Source organism: Aneurinibacillus sp. UBA3580, from assembly GCF_002375825.1.
Taxonomy (GTDB): Bacteria; Bacillota; Bacilli; order Aneurinibacillales; family Aneurinibacillaceae; genus Aneurinibacillus; species Aneurinibacillus danicus.
In genome coordinates this window covers 1-16,880 of record NZ_DFMZ01000077.1, presented here as the reverse complement: position 1 = coordinate 16,880, position 16,880 = coordinate 1, and the positions used below count along the sequence as shown (strand labels likewise).

18 protein-coding genes and 1 pseudogene are annotated in these 16,880 nt (G+C 48.1%); 5 read left to right on the top strand and 14 right to left on the bottom strand.

All coding sequences use genetic code 11. From position 1 onward, the window contains the following. Positions 1 to 103: 103 nt before the first annotated feature. A complete protein-coding gene (locus B2899_RS11610) occupies positions 104 to 886 on the bottom strand; it encodes a M15 family metallopeptidase (RefSeq protein WP_286885940.1) in 783 nt (260 codons plus the stop codon). Positions 887 to 1,147: 261 nt separating this feature from the next. Here B2899_RS11610 and B2899_RS11605 point away from each other — a divergent pair, with 261 nt between their 5' ends. Beyond that, complete coding sequence (locus B2899_RS11605) at positions 1,148 to 1,402, top strand: hypothetical protein (protein ID WP_286885937.1); 255 nt, start codon at positions 1,148 to 1,150, stop codon at positions 1,400 to 1,402. A 220-nt stretch (positions 1,403 to 1,622) separates the two neighbouring features. Here B2899_RS11605 and B2899_RS11600 read toward each other — a convergent pair whose 3' ends face one another. From B2899_RS11600 to B2899_RS11585, 4 genes are read right to left on the bottom strand one after another with little or no spacing between them, the layout of a single operon-like run. Continuing rightward, positions 1,623 to 2,045, bottom strand: coding sequence for a Fur family transcriptional regulator (locus B2899_RS11600; protein ID WP_286885934.1), 423 nt, complete (start codon positions 2,043 to 2,045; stop codon positions 1,623 to 1,625). A 19-nt stretch (positions 2,046 to 2,064) separates the two neighbouring features. After that, a complete protein-coding gene (locus tag B2899_RS11595; RefSeq protein ID WP_146812139.1) occupies positions 2,065 to 2,904 on the bottom strand; it encodes a metal ABC transporter permease in 840 nt (279 codons plus the stop codon). 16 nt (positions 2,905 to 2,920) lie between these two features. Beyond that, a complete protein-coding gene (locus tag B2899_RS11590) occupies positions 2,921 to 3,676 on the bottom strand; it encodes a metal ABC transporter ATP-binding protein (protein WP_146812138.1) in 756 nt (251 codons plus the stop codon). After that, entirely contained in the window at positions 3,673 to 4,695 is a 1,023-nt protein-coding gene (locus B2899_RS11585) for a metal ABC transporter substrate-binding protein (protein ID WP_286885931.1), read from the bottom strand. Before B2899_RS11585 ends, B2899_RS11590 begins: the two co-directional genes overlap by 4 nt. Before the next feature lie 332 nt (positions 4,696 to 5,027). Between B2899_RS11585 and B2899_RS11580 the strand changes: the two genes are divergently transcribed. After that, positions 5,028 to 6,233, top strand: a complete 1,206-nt coding sequence (locus B2899_RS11580) for a glycosyl hydrolase family 18 protein (protein WP_146812137.1) — start codon at positions 5,028 to 5,030, stop codon at positions 6,231 to 6,233. A 95-nt stretch (positions 6,234 to 6,328) separates the two neighbouring features. On the opposite strand, the gene B2899_RS11575 is transcribed toward B2899_RS11580, so the two are convergent. The 3 genes from B2899_RS11575 to B2899_RS11565 are packed head-to-tail and all read right to left on the bottom strand — an operon-like array spanning position 6,329 to position 8,783. Further along, on the bottom strand, positions 6,329 to 7,732 hold the full coding sequence (locus tag B2899_RS11575; protein ID WP_146812136.1) for a nucleoside recognition domain-containing protein: 1,404 nt from the start codon (positions 7,730 to 7,732) through the stop codon (positions 6,329 to 6,331). Next, entirely contained in the window at positions 7,717 to 8,517 is an 801-nt protein-coding gene (locus B2899_RS11570; protein ID WP_146812135.1) for a FeoB small GTPase domain-containing protein, read from the bottom strand. The genes B2899_RS11575 and B2899_RS11570 overlap by 16 nt, the downstream gene beginning before the upstream one ends. Before the next feature lie 17 nt (positions 8,518 to 8,534). Continuing rightward, a complete protein-coding gene (locus tag B2899_RS11565) occupies positions 8,535 to 8,783 on the bottom strand; it encodes a FeoA family protein (RefSeq protein WP_146812134.1) in 249 nt (82 codons plus the stop codon). 244 nt (positions 8,784 to 9,027) lie between these two features. Between B2899_RS11565 and B2899_RS11560 the strand changes: the two genes are divergently transcribed. Continuing rightward, positions 9,028 to 9,774 (top strand): J domain-containing protein, encoded by a 747-nt coding sequence (locus B2899_RS11560; RefSeq protein ID WP_286885925.1) that lies wholly within the window; start codon positions 9,028 to 9,030, stop codon positions 9,772 to 9,774. A gap of 191 nt (positions 9,775 to 9,965) precedes the next feature. Here B2899_RS11560 and B2899_RS11555 read toward each other — a convergent pair whose 3' ends face one another. Genes B2899_RS11555 through B2899_RS11545 form a run of 3 tightly spaced genes read right to left on the bottom strand, consistent with a single transcriptional unit; the run spans position 9,966 to position 12,364 of the window. Continuing rightward, complete coding sequence (locus B2899_RS11555; protein WP_146812132.1) at positions 9,966 to 10,706, bottom strand: ABC transporter permease; 741 nt, start codon at positions 10,704 to 10,706, stop codon at positions 9,966 to 9,968. A 12-nt stretch (positions 10,707 to 10,718) separates the two neighbouring features. Continuing rightward, positions 10,719 to 11,456 carry an ABC transporter permease gene (locus B2899_RS11550; RefSeq protein WP_146812131.1) on the bottom strand — a complete coding sequence of 246 codons (738 nt, stop codon included), beginning with the start codon at positions 11,454 to 11,456 and terminating at the stop codon, positions 10,719 to 10,721. Continuing rightward, complete coding sequence (locus B2899_RS11545) at positions 11,453 to 12,364, bottom strand: ABC transporter ATP-binding protein (protein ID WP_286885923.1); 912 nt, start codon at positions 12,362 to 12,364, stop codon at positions 11,453 to 11,455. The genes B2899_RS11550 and B2899_RS11545 overlap by 4 nt, the downstream gene beginning before the upstream one ends. A gap of 177 nt (positions 12,365 to 12,541) precedes the next feature. On the opposite strand from B2899_RS11545, the gene B2899_RS11540 reads away from it, so the two are divergent. Together B2899_RS11540 and B2899_RS11535 are read left to right on the top strand one after the other, a co-directional pair. Continuing rightward, a complete protein-coding gene (locus B2899_RS11540; RefSeq protein ID WP_286885921.1) occupies positions 12,542 to 13,447 on the top strand; it encodes a DNA adenine methylase in 906 nt (301 codons plus the stop codon). A 94-nt stretch (positions 13,448 to 13,541) separates the two neighbouring features. Continuing rightward, positions 13,542 to 13,772, top strand: a complete 231-nt coding sequence (locus tag B2899_RS11535; RefSeq protein ID WP_146812128.1) for a hypothetical protein — start codon at positions 13,542 to 13,544, stop codon at positions 13,770 to 13,772. Positions 13,773 to 13,813: 41 nt separating this feature from the next. Here B2899_RS11535 and B2899_RS11530 read toward each other — a convergent pair whose 3' ends face one another. The 3 genes and pseudogenes from B2899_RS11530 to B2899_RS11515 form a co-directional block, all read right to left on the bottom strand. Further along, complete coding sequence (locus B2899_RS11530) at positions 13,814 to 14,917, bottom strand: sensor histidine kinase (RefSeq protein ID WP_286885919.1); 1,104 nt, start codon at positions 14,915 to 14,917, stop codon at positions 13,814 to 13,816. 332 nt (positions 14,918 to 15,249) lie between these two features. Continuing rightward, positions 15,250 to 15,802: pseudogene (locus B2899_RS18465) on the bottom strand (response regulator transcription factor); the annotation flags it as partial. Between the two features lie 132 nt (positions 15,803 to 15,934). Continuing rightward, positions 15,935 to 16,880, bottom strand: a 946-nt coding sequence (locus B2899_RS11515; protein WP_286885917.1) for a DMT family transporter, incomplete at its 5' end; no start/stop codon positions are given.

The following is a 16,880-nucleotide window of genomic DNA, read 5'->3' as shown; positions in this document are numbered from 1 at the left end:
TCTCGTTCTCTTCTCTCTTTTCCCTCATACCGCTAAAGCGTTAATTTTATGGCTCCTAACTAAGGTGACAAGCAGAGTAACAACATTCTATTTGTAAGTTCTATTATCCATTCACCGCCTTCCGTCCGGATGCCTTCCGAATCTCGTCGGCCAGCTCGGCTAGTTCCCGTTGCTCTTTGCGCAGTGCATCAGCTGCTCGATGGAATTCATCAAGCTTCTGGGGACACTTGTCCGCCTTTGCGTTCTCCGCCTGCCACATCACCTGATACTGTTTGATTTGTCCGTCCTTCTCCTGCCACTGCGCCTGCAGAATAGCAAGGATTCTGTCTGCCTTTGCTGTTGGAATCGTGTATTTCTCCTCCTTCTTATCGATGATGATTGGTTCCGGAACCTGCACGGTCATAGACGGGCGCGACGGGCGCTCTCCAGCCTTCAGCTGCGCAATAGAAAAACCAAAAGTCATTTCAAAGTGAGGCATGTCCTTAAACGACTTAAAGTCGCCTCCCCACTTGAATCCTCTGGCTTTGAAAAGCGCCACTACTTCCATCCAATCTTTCTTTTGATTTTCATTGAAGTCTGTATCCGTATCCCACACAACGCTTTTCCCATCCGGAGTATAGAGCGCCATGTCAACGGCCAGTCCATAGTTATGGTAGCTGGTACCGCCTTTAGCGTTCGTCACGATTTTCCCCGGCTTTGTTCGGCCTTGTGCATACAATTCATTCTGTTCCGCAATCGAACGGTATGCCTGCGTAATTAATACGTAGATACCACGTTTCCACGCTTCGAATACGACTTCCCATGCCCGCTGTGCAACGGTCGGGTGCAGGTTTGGATCATTCAGTCGAAAGCTCTTTTGTTTAAGCCAGTCCCATGTAATGGTCATGTTCATCCCCCCTACTTTAGATTATGAAAACGCATAGATGCCCGTTTGTTACATCCGTTTATCTTCAAAATTTTGATTCGGTTGCTTAGCCGCATGCCATGAATATCGCTAATACATTTCGATGATGAAAAGGACGAGCTGAAAAAGATGGCATATAAAAAGCCGATCAATATGCAGAAAATGTCGAATAATTAGTTATTTATAATTATTATTATTTAAAATATAATAATAGAAAATATAGGTAAAAAAGGAGGCGTTCAGATGATTAAGTCTCAGGAATACAGGCTTGGAGTATTGAGAGGTATATACCTAAAGCATGTGCGAAGCCAGGGGAAGGAGGTAATAATAAACATTAAATCACGAACAGAACTACAGGCATACACATATTTAGCTAAACGTGGATTCATAAGCTTAAACATAGAGGAGACTAATACTTCTCTCTTTAAAATACAGATCCTTCAGTTAGGTGTTGAATATATAGAAAATCTTGAAGTTAAAGATGGTGCAACAGCGTAAGGAATGGCGTACACTTGGCGTAATTTTGGCCGCAGATTGGCGCCCCATTTTGAGATAGAGGGGGTACGATGATAGTGTTAGAAGATAAGCGAAGGAGCCGTCCGCAAAGTACAAAAAAGTCGCTTTAGCATACTAAAGGTGGTCAAAATGCGTTCAAATCACCTTTTTCGAGTTCTGTGGTCAATAAAAAAAATAAAAACCCCTTATCTATCAAGGGGTTTCACACTTGCCGCTCTTCACAATGTGAGCAGTATCCGTATATTTCAAACTTATGCCCGGTAATCGTAAATCCTTCCGGCTCGCCAAACATTCCATCCAGCGGGCACGACTTGATGTGGCGCGTTTTCCCACAGGATAAGCAAATCAGATGGTGGTGATGATCACTGGTCGAGCAGCGGAACCGATACTTCCGCTCTCCGCCAAGCTCAGTCACTTCCAGAATATCCAGATCGGTAAACAGCGTTAGGTTCCGATACACCGTATCGAAACTCAGCGCCGGATATTTCTTCTGCATATACTCAAGCATGTCCCGTGCGGATAAATACCGCTTCTCCTTGGCGAAAATACGGATCATCTCTTCCCGCTTGCCCGTATACTTATAACCGTGCTCTTTGAGCACCTGCAAAGCTTGCTCTAAGGTCATGGTGTCCACCGCCTTTTTTTTAATTCAGAGAGTTGCGCAGCCGTTTAACGGCCAATACACACATGAGCAGCAGAACGGCAATGAGCACGATCGTGCCACCTGAAGCTAAATCGAATGTGTATGCAATGACGAGGCCGCTTAGCACAGATATTTCTCCAAAAATAATAGCATACACAAATGTTTGCCGGAAGCTGTCTGCCAGCTGCAGCGCGGCTGCAACCGGAAGCGTAATCAGTGCGGAAACGAGCAGAATACCAACCACTTGCATGGCGATGCTAATGACCAGCGCCACCAGCACGCTGAATATGATATTAATCAAGTTGCGCGGGACACCGGAAATGCGGGCGCCTTCTTCATCAAACGACAGATATAATAGTTCTTTGTAGAACAGCCATACGATCGCGATAACCAGCAGACTGGCAATCACAACGCGCCATAAATCTTCTTCCGTCACTGACAGCAGGCTGCCGAACAAATAACCGAACAAATCAACATTAAATCCATTCGCCAGACTAATCAGCACAACACCAAGCCCGATCCCCGTGGAGAGAATAATGGGAATCGCAAGCTCTTGATAGAACTTGTACGCCTGACGCAGTTTATCCACCATAAACGCGCCACCCACCGAAAACACCATGCCGGCATAAACCGGACTTACATTCTGAAAAAAAGGTATATACTGCGCCAATAGCAGCCCCGCCGCCACACCCGACAGTGTAATATGCGATAACGCATCCGCAATCAGCGACATCCGCCGCACCACCAGAAAAACACCGATCAGCGGCGCCACGAAACCGATAATGAGCCCGGAAAGCAGCGCATGCTGCATGAACGCATAATTCATAATCGCTTCTATCATACTACGTAAATCCCTTCTAATGGTCATGGTGCAGAACATGAACGTCATGCCCGTATGACCTCAGCAAAATTTCAGGACGCATCCGCTCAAACTCTTCCGCTCCCCCGTGAAAATGAAGCCTATGATTTAAACAGGCAATGGAATGCATTTTCGTACTAACCGCACCCATATCATGGGAGACGAGAATCATGGAAATATGACGCTCCTCATTCAACTTCCTCAACAGCTCATAAAACTGCGCTTCCGAATGTGCATCCACACCGACGGTCGGTTCATCCAAAATCAGCACGTCCGGATCACTGACCAGCGCCCGCGCAATAAATACGCGCTGCTGTTGCCCGCCGGATAGGCGGCCGATGTTCCGATTCCCGAATTCGCCCATTCCCACTGTCGCGATCGCTTCCTGCACTCGCTCTTTCTCTCTTTTGCCGGGACGACGAAACAATCCCATCTTTCCTGTCAATCCCATCATCACTACTTCAAATACGGTCGCCGGAAAGCCTGTATTAAAGCTATTCGCTTTTTGTGAAACGTAGCCGATACGTGACCATTGGTCGAATTTACGAAGCGGCTTCCCGAACCATTCCACACTTCCTTCCTGCATCGGGATCGCGCCAAGGATGATTTTAAGCAAAGTAGACTTGCCGGAACCATTCGGTCCGACAAGTCCCATCATTTCACCCTTGTGCAGTTGAAAGGAAACATCTTCAAGCACAGGCTTGCTCCCGTAACGATAGGAGATATGCTTCACATCTAAAATGATGTCACTCACTGTACTTCCAGCACCTTTTTTAATGTAGTTAGATTGTCTTTCATAATATCTGTATAGGTTTTGCCCGCATCAAATTGTTCTTTTGTTACATTCTCAAGCGTATACAGCGTCACGGCTTCCGCCCCCGTTTCACGCTGCACCGTCTTGGCCACTTTATTCTCAACAAGTCCTTCAAACGCTACATATTTAATATTATGCGCTTTAGCTGTTTCAATCAATTGTTTTAGCTGCTGCTGTGTCGGCTCCTGGGAAGGGGAGAGTCCAGAGACGGATAACTGCTCCAATCCATAATGCCCGGCCAGGTACGTAAATGCTTTGTGTGAGACGATAAATTCCTTCTTTTTGGCTTTCGCTACTGCGTCTTTGTATTCTTTGTCCAGCACATCCAGTTGCTGTGCCAGCTTATTGTAGTTCGCTTCATAATCGGCTTTGTGCGCAGGGTCCACTTCGGTCAGAGCTGTTTTGATATTGGCCGCTTGCTGCTTGGCAAGTACAGGATTCAACCACACATGCGGATCGTACTTGCCGTGATCATGCTCATCTTCATGCCCGTGTTCTTCCATGTTTGCAGCCTCCTCTTCGTGGCTGTGCTCTCCTTCATGTACCTGCTCACCTTCATGGGCATGTTCATCCGGTTCCACCAACTGCAGTCCCTGGCTCGCATCCACTACCTTCGTTTTCTGTGAATCCAAATTCTTCGTCATATTGTCAATCCATGCTTCGTAGCCCGCTCCGTTATAAACAAACAACCTGGCTTCATTTACTTTCCCGATATCTTTGGCGGACGGCTCGTAGTCGTGCGCTTCTGCGCCTGGCGGCAGCAGGCTATTCACTTTTACATGATCACCGCCAATGGCTCGTACGAAGTCATATAAAGGAAATAACGTCGTATATACTTCTACCTTACCGTCTTCCCCTTTTCCCGCCTCGACACCTTCCTGCCCGCATCCTGTTAGAAATATGGAAAGCATAAGACTTAATGTAAGTAATCCGTACAAAATTTTATGATACCCTTTCACTTCGTTCCCCTCCTGCTCTACAAGCATAAATAAGATTATTTCCGATTTATCCAAAGTTAGTATAACGGAATGATCACGATTTGTAAACAAGGAGTTATTATACTATGTATTCTGTATTGCCGCAATAAAAGAGCCGTTACAAAAATACCGCTTTCTTATTCATCATTTTTCAGAAAAATTACGCTTTCTTTTATAACATATATGCCCATCCACCGGCAGACAATTACATACAGCAGCTAAATCATCATACAAAAACTCCATAAATTGCATACATGTCTCTTGGATAAATTCTCTATGCCACCGGAAAAATAGGAAAAAAAGGAGTTAATACGATGAAGAAAATAGCAGGCCTCATCCTTGCTCTCTCTCTGGTCTTCACAGGATGCGGCGGAGGCGGAAACAATCAGAAGCAGGGGGCAGCCAATCCGAAAAACGAGACGAAGCCTCAAGCACGCGTACAGCAGCAAAATGGAGTGAATCCTCATCCGCGCACGCAGCAGATTAAGACGGCGAACCGTAAACCTCAAGAAATTACACCATTGCAAACCGTCCACAAAAAAACGGCGATCGATACAATCGGATTTCTCGAACCGATTGTACCAAACAAGGCCGTTGCAGACGTAAAAGACACTAAAAACAGCTTGTCCTATGCCGCCTTTTTCAGCTATCGGGTAAAACCTGACGGAAATCTGATTCCGATTAATGACGAAAAGGCGCTTGCCGCAGCACGAAAATCCGGTGCGGCTCCAATGATGGTGCTGACGAATTTTGCGGAAGGAAATTTCTCTCCCGATATCGCTCATCGTGTCTTCACAGACAAGGCTGTATCCAAGCGATTAATCAAAAATGTAATTAACACAATGAATGCAAAAGGCTATAAAGCTTTAAACATCGACTTTGAACACATTCGACCAAAGGATCGTCAGCTTTATAACGGTTTTCTCGAAACGATTTTTCCCCAGGTGCGAAAAGCGGGATATGCCGTTTCTACGGCATTGGCTCCCAAGACAAGTGATGAGCAATCCGGACCATGGCATGGAGCCCATGATTACAAAAGACATGGCGAACTTGCTGATTTCGTTATTTTAATGACATACGAATGGGGATGGTCCGGCGGTCCTCCGATGGCGGTGGCTCCGATTCCGCAGGTACGCCAGGTACTCGACTATGCCGTCTCGGTTATTCCCCGCCAAAAAATTATAATGGGGGCTCCGCTGTACGGCTACGACTGGACACTTCCTTATAAAAAGGGAAATCCTTTCGCGAAGAGAATAGCGCCGCAAGAAGCCGCCGATCTGGCAATTAAAAAGGGCGCAGACGTGAAATATGACAACAAAGCGCATGCGCCCTGGTTCAACTATACGGACGACAAGGGAAAGAAACACGTGGTCTGGTTTGAGAATGAACAAAGCATGCAGGCGAAGTTCAATCAGGTGAAGGATTATGGATTACGCGGAGTGGCCTACTGGGTGCTTGGCGAACCTTTCCCGCAAAACTGGGCGATGCTTAAGGACCAGTTTGTAATTAAAAGGCATTAGACTTATTATCGAAGAAAAAGGTGTTTACCGGCTACTCGGCAAACACCTTTTTCTTCGCACATTACTACGCCGCATACATAGCTGAATCTAACGCTTTACACCCAGCCAAAATAGCGAACCACTTGAGCTACGATAAAGCACACTGCCACCGCAATCGACAGCGGAATCAGCGCCGCAAGCACGGTCCACTTCACACTCTTTGTCTCTTTAGCAATCGTGTAAATCGTCGTGCCGCACGGATAATGAAGCAGCGAAAACAGCATCACATTTAATGCAGTCAGCCACGTCCAGCCATGCTCCAAGAACAATGTCTTGAGCGCATTCATATCGTCGAGTTCCACCATCGCTCCGGACGCCATGTACCCCATAATTAAGATAGGTACGACGATCTCATTTGCCGGAAGTCCCAGCAGAAATGCCATCAGAATATAACCGTCCAGTCCAATCGCATGAGCAAACGGGGTAAGCCAGCCCGCGATATGGTCAAGCACATGCTGATCGCCGACCGTAATGTTAGCGAGAAGCCATATAACGATACCGGCAGGTGCTGCGGTAATGACCGCACGCTTCAGAACAAACAATGTTTTGTCATACACCGAACGGACGATGGTGCGTCCGAACTGCGGCTTGCGGTATGGCGGAAGCTCCAGCGTGAAATGGGACGGAACGCCGCGCAGCATTGTCTTAGACAATGCCCAGGAGACAAACAGCGTCATCATAATGCCGAACAGTACCATGCCGACCACAATCAAAGCCGCCGCCGTCACGTTTGCGCCTATGCCGACCGCACCGGCCAGGAACAGCGATGACAGCAAAATCAACGTCGGCCACCGCCCGTTGCACGGAACGAAATTGTTCGTCAGAATCGCAATCATCCGCTCACGCGGCGACTCGATAATCCGGCAGGAAATAATGCCCGCCGCATTACAGCCGAAGCCCATCGCCATCGTCAACGACTGCTTCCCGTGGCCGCCTGCCTTCTTGAACAGGCGGTCCAAATTGAACGCTACACGCGGCAAATATCCAAAGTCTTCAAGCAGCGCAAACAGCGGGAAGAAAATCGCCATCGGCGGCAGCATAACTGAGACAACCCATGAGACGCCGCGGTATAGTCCAAGCACAAGGATACCGTGCAGCCATGCCGGAGCACCTGCCCACATGAACAGATCCGTCAACTTCCCTTCCAGCCAGCCGAATCCGTCCGCCAGCAGACCGGAAGGCACATTCGCTCCGGCAATCGTTACCCAGAACACCGCTCCCAGCAGTGCCAGCATGATGGGAAATCCGAAATAACGGGATGTCAGAATCGCATCCAGCCTGCCGTCCCAGTCGATTCTCCTACGTTCCGATCTGCTCGTAACTTCTTCCGCAATGCTCTGCGAGTGCTGATAAATTTTTTCCACAATACCATCCCGCATCGGCTTTTTGTATTCCGTCCGTACCTGACGGGCAATGGCATGCAGACGATGGATATCCTCTCTCTCTATGCTTGCGGCCATGAAGGTGACACCTCCCTCCCCAGCGTGTGCTTCGGTAACTCGGCATCCGCCATATACTTCTCAATATCCTCAAGCAGCGTACTATCTCCGTCCAACAGACGCAGCGCTACCCAGCGTGCTTTCATCGTTCCTTTTAGCAACGGGGCAAGCTGGACTTCCAGTTCGCAAATCGCCTGCTCTACTTCTTCGTCGTATCGCAAGACGAGTGGCGACGGAACGACTTTGCCTGCAGCTACATCAAAGAGTCGATCTTTCAATTCGCTCAGGCCCTGTCTCTGACGCGCAGCCGTCGCCACCACCGGTACCCCCAGTTTTTGCGCAAGTCCTTCTATATCTACCGTGATGCCTTTGCGCTTCGCCTCATCCATCAAATTTACGCACAGTACGACCTGATCGGTCATTTCCATAACCTGCAGTGCCAGATTCAAATTCCGCTCCAGCGCCGTTGCATCTACGACGACGAGCGTTACATCCGGCCTTCCAAAGCAGATAAAATCACGGGCCACCTGCTCATCCACGGAATTCGGCAACAGCGAATATGTTCCCGGCAAATCAACCAGAAGAAAAGGTTGACCTTTATGCATAAACGTCCCCTGCGCATTCCCTACCGTTTTTCCCGGCCAGTTTCCGGTATGCTGGTTAAGGCCGGTCAGCGCGTTGAACACGGTACTCTTCCCGGTATTCGGATTGCCGGCGAGCGCAACAACTTTCTGCTCTACCGAGGCTTCAATCCCGAATTTGCGCTGTAGAAGTTCCACTCTCTTCTCCGCGGACAATCTCTTCATCGGTTTTCCTCCTTATTTCAAAGTGGTTCAACCATAATCCTTCTCGCGTCTTCCCTGCGTAGCCCGATGGTCGTTCCGCGTATCCGGTACGCTGTCGGGTCTCCGATTGGGCTGCGCAGTATGACTTCCACGATCGTCTGCGGTACAACTCCTAAGTCCAGCAGACGGCGGCGTACCAGTCCTTCAGCGGATAACTCCAGTACTTTCGCTCTGCCGCCAGGCGCCAGCTCAGATAAAGGAATCGCCGTTTGTCTCTTCTCAGTCATCCAATCACCTCCGACTCCTTCCAAATCTTGTCTTACAGCCAAATATTTTACCTAACGCAACTTTTCTCGTAAAAAAACATTGCTTCTACGCTACTTTCCCTATATAAATTATTTTGCGTAAGGGCAAAAAATGCAAGTGTTTTTTCTTAAGATGGTATATTACTTACTGTATTTCATTGTCATCTTTTTTGTGCTATCGTCTTAGGTGAAAAATTCGCGATTTCATTCAGACAAGGAGAAACCTATGTGTAGAGAACATCATGAACTCCGCCAGCATCCGGAGCGAACAAGCGTGACAGTAACGGATGCCTATTTAATCAGCGTGGTACAGGCTGTTGAAAATCTGCTTCCCATCTGGCGGCGGCGCTTGGAAGACGGGCTTATCCGCCTGGATTTTGCGGTAGAAGTCGGGAGAAAATTAATGCCGAAAGCACAGGAAAGACTGTTTGATTTCCTGCGTGACCATCCTGTGCCAAAAAATCATGAGAGCAAAGTACTGCTCGCCTTCTCATTCGACATGCCTGAGTGGGCCGTGTTGGAAGTACTGCGATTATATAAGCAGGCTGACAAAGTCCGTGATGCGATTATAAAGTATAACGATTTAATGGATTTATACGAAGAGCTAATGTATGAGGATTTTGAATACCGCTTCTTTGAAAATAAACTGCCGAAAGATGAGCAGAAGCTGTCGGAATCACTGACCGGATACCGAAAACGACTGCAAGCGCTGCATGAACAGGCTCCTCGTTTTCGCGATAAAAATGCCTACAGCCGGATGTATAGCGATAGCTCCTCTTCTTCGCGCCGCACGCTCTCTGCCGAAGCAGCAAACTCACAGAATATACGCCAATTGCTCGGCGTAAACGAGAACGCCTCAGACGAAGAAGTAAAGAAACGGTACCGTCATTTGATGAAAGTACTGCATCCGGACCGCGGCGGCAGCGCCTACCTGTTCGATCTGGTGAAAAAAGCGTACGAGGCGGAAAAATAGACGCTAATTTTCCTGAAAAAACAGGTCCTTGTCCATACAATTTCTTCACAATTGAATATAGTAATAGGAGAAGGCAGTCTCATCTTCCTCCTATTACAGCAAAGCCGCTTCGCACCGGCGGAGATTGTGCGTAACCTTCCCTCCTCCCTTCCAACCAGCCTGTACGTTCATACAGGCTGGTTCAATTTTTTCTACATCATATCCCGTTTTCTAAACTCTCTAAATCCAAGCAAAAGGAAAAGTGCAAACAAAGCAGCCGCTATCCCGTACATAACCGTGTCCTGTTCAAATTTTTCCATTGAAGGTCCAAAGTAAGTCATTACCGGATACGTCCATGGATAGTATATCCAGAAGTGCTCCGAATTCGCTGCAAAGATTGTGGGCGCGGCCAGGCCGGTCCCAAGCGCCAGCGGCACGCCAGCATGCGAGAAACGAAAGCTTAATACGAATTGCACCGCCACCACCGGCAGTACCGCGATAAATGCGAGCAGACCCCGACCCAAAAGCAATCCATACGGAACCGCTCCTTCGGCCCCTACAGCGAGACCTGCCAAGAGTGTACCTGCACTTAATACACTTAAGTTTAAAAAAACAAGCAGGCAGGCTATTATCAACTTAGACACATATACTTGTGCACGTGTTACCGGTAACGCCAGCAGTTGCTTCCATCCATTCTGTCCATGTTCTATCCGCGCCAGGAGTGCCATCAGAATCGTAATCACCAGCGGAAGCAGCAATGAAGGATACAAAATTATGCATTGCTCATATAATATCTCCCATTCCGTACGCCTGCTGTTTGCAAATGCACTGTCCCGATAGCGCATAAAATTCGCCACGCCCTGCAGTACCAGAAACAGCGGCGCAAGCACAGCAATCCAGACAACGCCAGAACGGCGCAGCTTCATTAATTCCGAAGTAAGCAATCGCATCATTTTCTCTCCCTCCTATACAATGTCCCGCCTGCGAAATTCCAGCATGCCCAGCCCTAACAGCAAGGGGCCTGCAATCAGTCCGCTCCATACGGGACGATTATTCGCCACATCTTCGAACGGTATAGCATATAAAATTACCGCATGAGGAAAAAAACTCAGCACCTCCGATTGACCGAGGAAAATCGCGCACACGCTTAGCCCCACGCCTATGACGATGGGCGCCATGACATTCTGAAAACGGGAGCTAATCCAATGCTGGAAGCTGACAATGCCAAGGGCACCGATAGCCTGATAGAGCACATACTCTCCGTATAAATCAGAAGGAAACGGCTCACTAAATCCGAGCAGCTTGCCTATAGCAAACAGGGCCAGCATAAGAACAATGACAGCGGAGTATGTGAATAGCACAATTAGCAGCCACTTGGATAGATACACGCTGCGCCGCGTCACCGGCAGACTCAGCAAATGTTTCCACGCATTTTCGCTGAATTCCCGATAATGAACAATCGCGGCAATGAGCGTAATTCCTATCGGCATAAACATCGCCCATAAATAAACCAGCTCGCCCAACATAACTCCCCAGGGGCCTAAATCCGCCTGTTCGCTCTTTGTGAGAAGGTAATCATAACGAACCCGTACGTCGATGAAAACGAGGGCGGCGATAAGCAACGGCCCGCCAAACACGAGCCACCACATTACACCATTCTTCTGTTTATACAGCTCCGTCGTAAAAACAGCCATCCGGCTCATACACTGTCCGCCTCCTTCGTCAGCTCAAGAAAAATATCTTCGAGTGACTTTCTCTCTTCGCTTATATGGAACACGTCGTGGCCTGCAAGCACTAGATGCCTGTTTACTTCTGCTGCAAGACTTCTGTCCGCCTCCACATATAATGCATGCTCCTTCTTCCGCGCGCGATATCCGGCATGGAACAGCAAGCGTGCCGCTTCATCCGGCCGCTCCACTTCCACCTTCAATTTCACTTCGCTTCGCGCCTGAAGCTTTGCAAGCTCACCTTCAAACAGCAGCTTCCCCCGACTGATAATGCCCACCCGGTCAGCGATTAACTCAACTTCCCGCAGAATATGGCTCGAAACAAGCACCGTCATGTCCATACGCTCGGGAAGACTCACAATCAGATCGCGAATCTCATGGATTCCTGCCGGATCCAATCCATTGGTTGGCTCATCAAGAATGAGCAACTCCGGGCTTCCAAGCAGCGCCTGGGCGATGCCGAGCCGCTGTTTCATGCCAAGCGAGTAATGCTTTACCTTTTTGTGCTTCCATTCCGTCAACCTTACAATCTCAAGCGTCCTGTCGATGTCTTGGCGATCGGCATTCAGCAATTTGCGCGTAATCTCCAGATTCTCATATCCGGTCAAATGTCCGTAGTAAGAAGGGGATTCTACCAGCGACCCCACTTTTTTTGCGATTTCGATTCGGTGATGGGCAAGCGACTTATCAAAGATTCGCACTTCGCCTTTTGTTGGACGAATGAGTCCGAGCAGCATCCGGATGGTCGTCGTTTTTCCTGCCCCATTCGGTCCGAGAAAGCCGTATATCTCCCCCTTCTTTACATTGAGCGAGAGGCTATCAACCGGTGTAAATCCTTTAAATGTCTTGGTCAGATTATCCGTTTCAATCACAAGTGAACTCATCTTCATTCTCCCATCTGTATTGTCGATTTATCTTCATTGTAGTTTCCTTTCCTTAACCTCCCTTTCAGCCTTCCTTAATTCTGGATTAATTTCGCTTTCCTTCAGCACATGAAAAGGAATATGTGTTTGCTTTTTCGTCGTGGTAGAATAGAAGCATACGAATACGGGGTGTGAAGCATGTACAGAAAAGAAGATTTGCGGCCCGTGTTAAAATGGGCCGGGGGAAAACGGCAGTTGCTTGCCGATATCGCGGCGCATATGCCCGCTGACTACGAATTGAACGAGCATGCATACTTTGAACCGTTCTTGGGAGGCGGTGCGGTATTGTTTCACTTCGCACCCCGACGGGCATACATTAACGATGTGAATGCCGAATTGATGCGGCTATATCGCACGATTAAGGAGCAGCCGGAAGCGCTCATAGAGCAGCTTCGAGAGCACCGGAATGAATCGGAGTATTTCTATGAAGTGCGGGCCTGGGATCGCTCTCCGGAATTTTCTTCGCTTTCGGATGCGCAGAAATCGGCGCGCATGATTTTTTTGAATCGGACGTGCTTTAACGGACTTCACAGAGTGAATTCGAAGGGATACTTCAATGTGCCATTCGGAAAATATAAGAATCCTGACATCGTACAGGAAGACGCCATCCGGGCTATCTCCGGCTATTTACGTTCCAACGATATCATCATGTCCGCGGGGGATTTTTCCGAACAGGTACTTGAGCACGCGCAGACGGGCGACTTTGTCTATTTCGATCCGCCGTACGATCCGGTAAGCGAAACGGCGGCGTTTACCGCCTATGCAACGGATGGGTTCACAAGGGACGACCAGCTCCGCCTACGGGATGTCTACCGGCAATTGAGCGACCGCGGCTGCTTCGTTATGCTGTCGAATTCTTCAACAGACTTTATCCGCAATATCTACCAGGAATTTAACGTCTGCACCATCCATGCCAGAAGAAACATTAACTCGAAAGGAACCGGACGCGGCAAAGTCGACGAAGTACTGGTTTTGAATTATAAAAACATAAAAGGATACGAAGCGTCTGAACAACCAGATTCAGCCGCAGTACGAAATGAATAAAGAGCTTTATGTTATACCGACAATAATTTTATCGTTTGCATTTCCAAGGTATAATAGAGAATGCACTACTTATATTAAGAAATGAGGGTAAACAATGACGGAAGAGCAAATGAAGATGTTTAAGCAGATGTTCGAACAGGCATTACAGTTACCGGAAAAAGAGCAGATGATACTGTTCGAAGCAATGTCCAAAAATGCGAAAGAGTTTCTCGAGAACAATAAAGACTTCACCATAACACCTGAAATGTTAGAGATGTACAACCGACTCTCGCCGCAAATACAGGAAATGGTCAAGCAGTTCCTCACCCCGTATATGAACAAATAGGCACCTTGCGCAGCATAAAAAGAACCGCCAGAACACTGAGCTTATCGTCCTGGCGGTTCTTTTTCTATACGTAAGAAAAGGATACGGACTCGTGTTCCCTCTCCTATTCTGCTCGTTACTTCAATATCACCTCCGTGCGCCTCAATAATCTGCCTGGCAATTGCCATGCCGAGTCCGGAGTCCTGGTGACGTTCATTCGTGCTCGTTCCCCTGTAGTACCGGGTGAATAGCTTCTCAATCTCGTCCTCTCCAATCCCCTGTCCGTCGTCTTCTATGATGACATCTATCGCTTCCGCCTGTTCCGCTATATACACCCTGATTTTCGTCTCCGGCGGATTATGAATCACCGCGTTATAGATAAAGTTCGTAAACGCTCGAATCAAAAATCCTCTATCAAACGCTAGAAAGATTTGTTCTTTCTCGGGAATAAACTCCACATCCCGCTGTCCATATTGCGGATCATTTAGCAAATCGATGATAATTTCACGTATCGCCTCTACCAGGTTGCCTTCCTGCTTATTCAGCGGCAAGAGATGGTTCTTTAACTGGTATGTCAGACGCAAATCATCCAGCAGTTTCTCCATGTAGTGCGTCTTGCCGACGATAATCTCCGCATACTTCCTCCGTTCGGCGAATTCAATCTCATAATCAGGGTCCGCCAGCACTTCCCCATATCCTTTAATGGAAGAGAGCGGCGTTTTGAGATCGTGTGATAGATTGGTCACCCACTCTTCCCGCATTTTTTCCATACGGGCACGCTGCACTTCCCCGGACTGAAGCGCTTCAGCTAATTGATTCAAGCTATGATGTACATCTCTATATGGCCCCCGCATCTCATGCCTGATCGTGTAATGCCCTTGAGCCAGCGCTTTAATTCCATTGATAATCTCCACGAGAGGTTTTGTCAGCTTACGTCCGAAAAAGTATCCAAGGGTAAGAACCATAAGCAGCGTCAGGCCCAGTACAGCCAGAATGCCCTCCTGCCAGAAGTTCATGATTCGCAGCGGGCTGAAATATACGATATACTTGGCGATGCGCATAAGCGGATACCCAATTATATACGTCCATTTTACGTCTTCATGGTTCAGCCAACTGACGAACAATGTAGAATTCTTAATCGCATTATCATACCTGTAGTAATGCACCAATTCACCCGGCGTATAATGAACCGGGGCGTCTTTCGGTTTATTAAGAGAATAAACTTCATTCCCATTTTCATCGAGAATCTGTATCCATGCCTGCTTCTGTGCAAGCTGCGCCTGTCCTTCAACTGAAAGTCCCGGCTTGCCGTCTGCGAATATAATATACCGCTAAAAATTGCGAGTATATTCAGAGTACGAGAAAAAAGGCGAACTCCCCAATTTCTCGGGCTGTTCGCCACCCGCTAGAAAATAAGAAGCGGCCGCGAAATTAATAAATGTAAACGCGACCGTCATGAGCGCGAGCGGAACAAGAAAAAGCCCGGTCATCTTCCACTTCACGTGCCGGCTCCCCCATTCCGCAGCTTATAGCCGAGTCCTCGTACTGTTAGAAGGTACACTGGCACAGACGGATTATCTTCAAGCTTCTCGCGCAGGTGCCGCATATGAACCATAATCGTGTTATCGTATCCCAGGTATTCTTCTTCCCATACGGCTTCGTATAGCTTTCTTTTGCTGAAGATTTGGTTTGGATGACGCGCAAGGAATAGCAGCAGTTGCTATTCTTTTGCCATCAGCGCCACGGCCTTGCCTGCCTTGTGAACCTCGCCACGCTTTTCGTCAATTTCGATATCGCCGAACCTATAGATACATGTTTTCCTTACACTGAAAATACTGATGGCGCCGAAAATATGCCTTCATCCGGTAAGCCACTTCTTTCGGGCTGAACGGCTTGGTTATGTAATCATCTCCTCCGAGGCCAAGGCCAAGTATCTTATCCGTATCTTCGTTTTTCGCAGACAGGAAAAGAATCGGCGCTACTGTAATGTCACGCAGACGCCTGCACACTTCAAAACCGTCCATGTCCGGCATCGTTAACATATCCATCACCTCAATCCGTTGCACGACGCGGTTTTCCGCCATTATATCATATTCCGGAAGCCCTTTTTCTTAAGCTCACCTTAAATTACGCCTATCAGTTCAACACATAAATCGACCAGTCAAAATGCAATGAATTTGCACTCATTGAATGAATACCCGTTTTTCTCCTCTTTTATGCAGTATCTTTTTCCATGTGTCCAAGTTCAGCAGAATAATCCCCACCAGTACTCCAACGCCACCTGCCAATTGAGCTAAAGAAACGGTTTCCCTTAAAAACAATACACCGGCAAGCAGGGCAATGACAGGCGAGACGTACGTCCATGTAGTCGGAAATACGGCGTTCGTTTCCCGTACCAGCCAGTAGTAAATACCGCTGGCCGCAATCGACGCCACAATCGCCAGATACAGAAGGGAGACGATAGAAGACAGCGTATAGGAGGCACGGGCAACATCTTCAAACAAGAAGGAAAGCGAGAACAGGCCCAGACTGGCAAATACCATCTGCCACGCATTAAAGGCAAGCGGCGGTACCTCTTCCATCAGCTTTTTAGCACGGATAGCTCCCCATGCATAAAAGAATTCTGCAGCCACAATGCTTATCTTTCCGAGATAGGCACGGCCTCCTTCCGCCGCCGACGCTTCGGAAGAAACCCCGACAATGAGCGCAATGCCGATAATGCCCAGCACAAGCCCGCTTCCCGTATACCAGCGGTAGCGCATCTGTCCGGCACACACGCTGAACACGGTCGCAAATACGGGTGCGGTAGCCACAAGCAGCGCGGCAAGCCCCGAATGTACATACTGCTCAGCCCAGTACAGCGCCGCAAATGGAATTGTGGTCATCATAATACCAAGCAGCGCAATTTCCGCATAACGCTTAAACGAATATTTTCTTGCCTCCTGTTTGGCTTTCAACCAACACAAAAGCAGAATTCCGGCGATGAAAAAACGGAGCGCAGCAAAGTAAAACGGCGGCATCCCCTCTTCCAATCCAATCTTTATCGCTAGAAATGTAGTGCCGAAAATCAAGCACATCACCAGATAAGCAACCAGCACACCATTCATCCTCTCTTTTCCTTCGTACCAC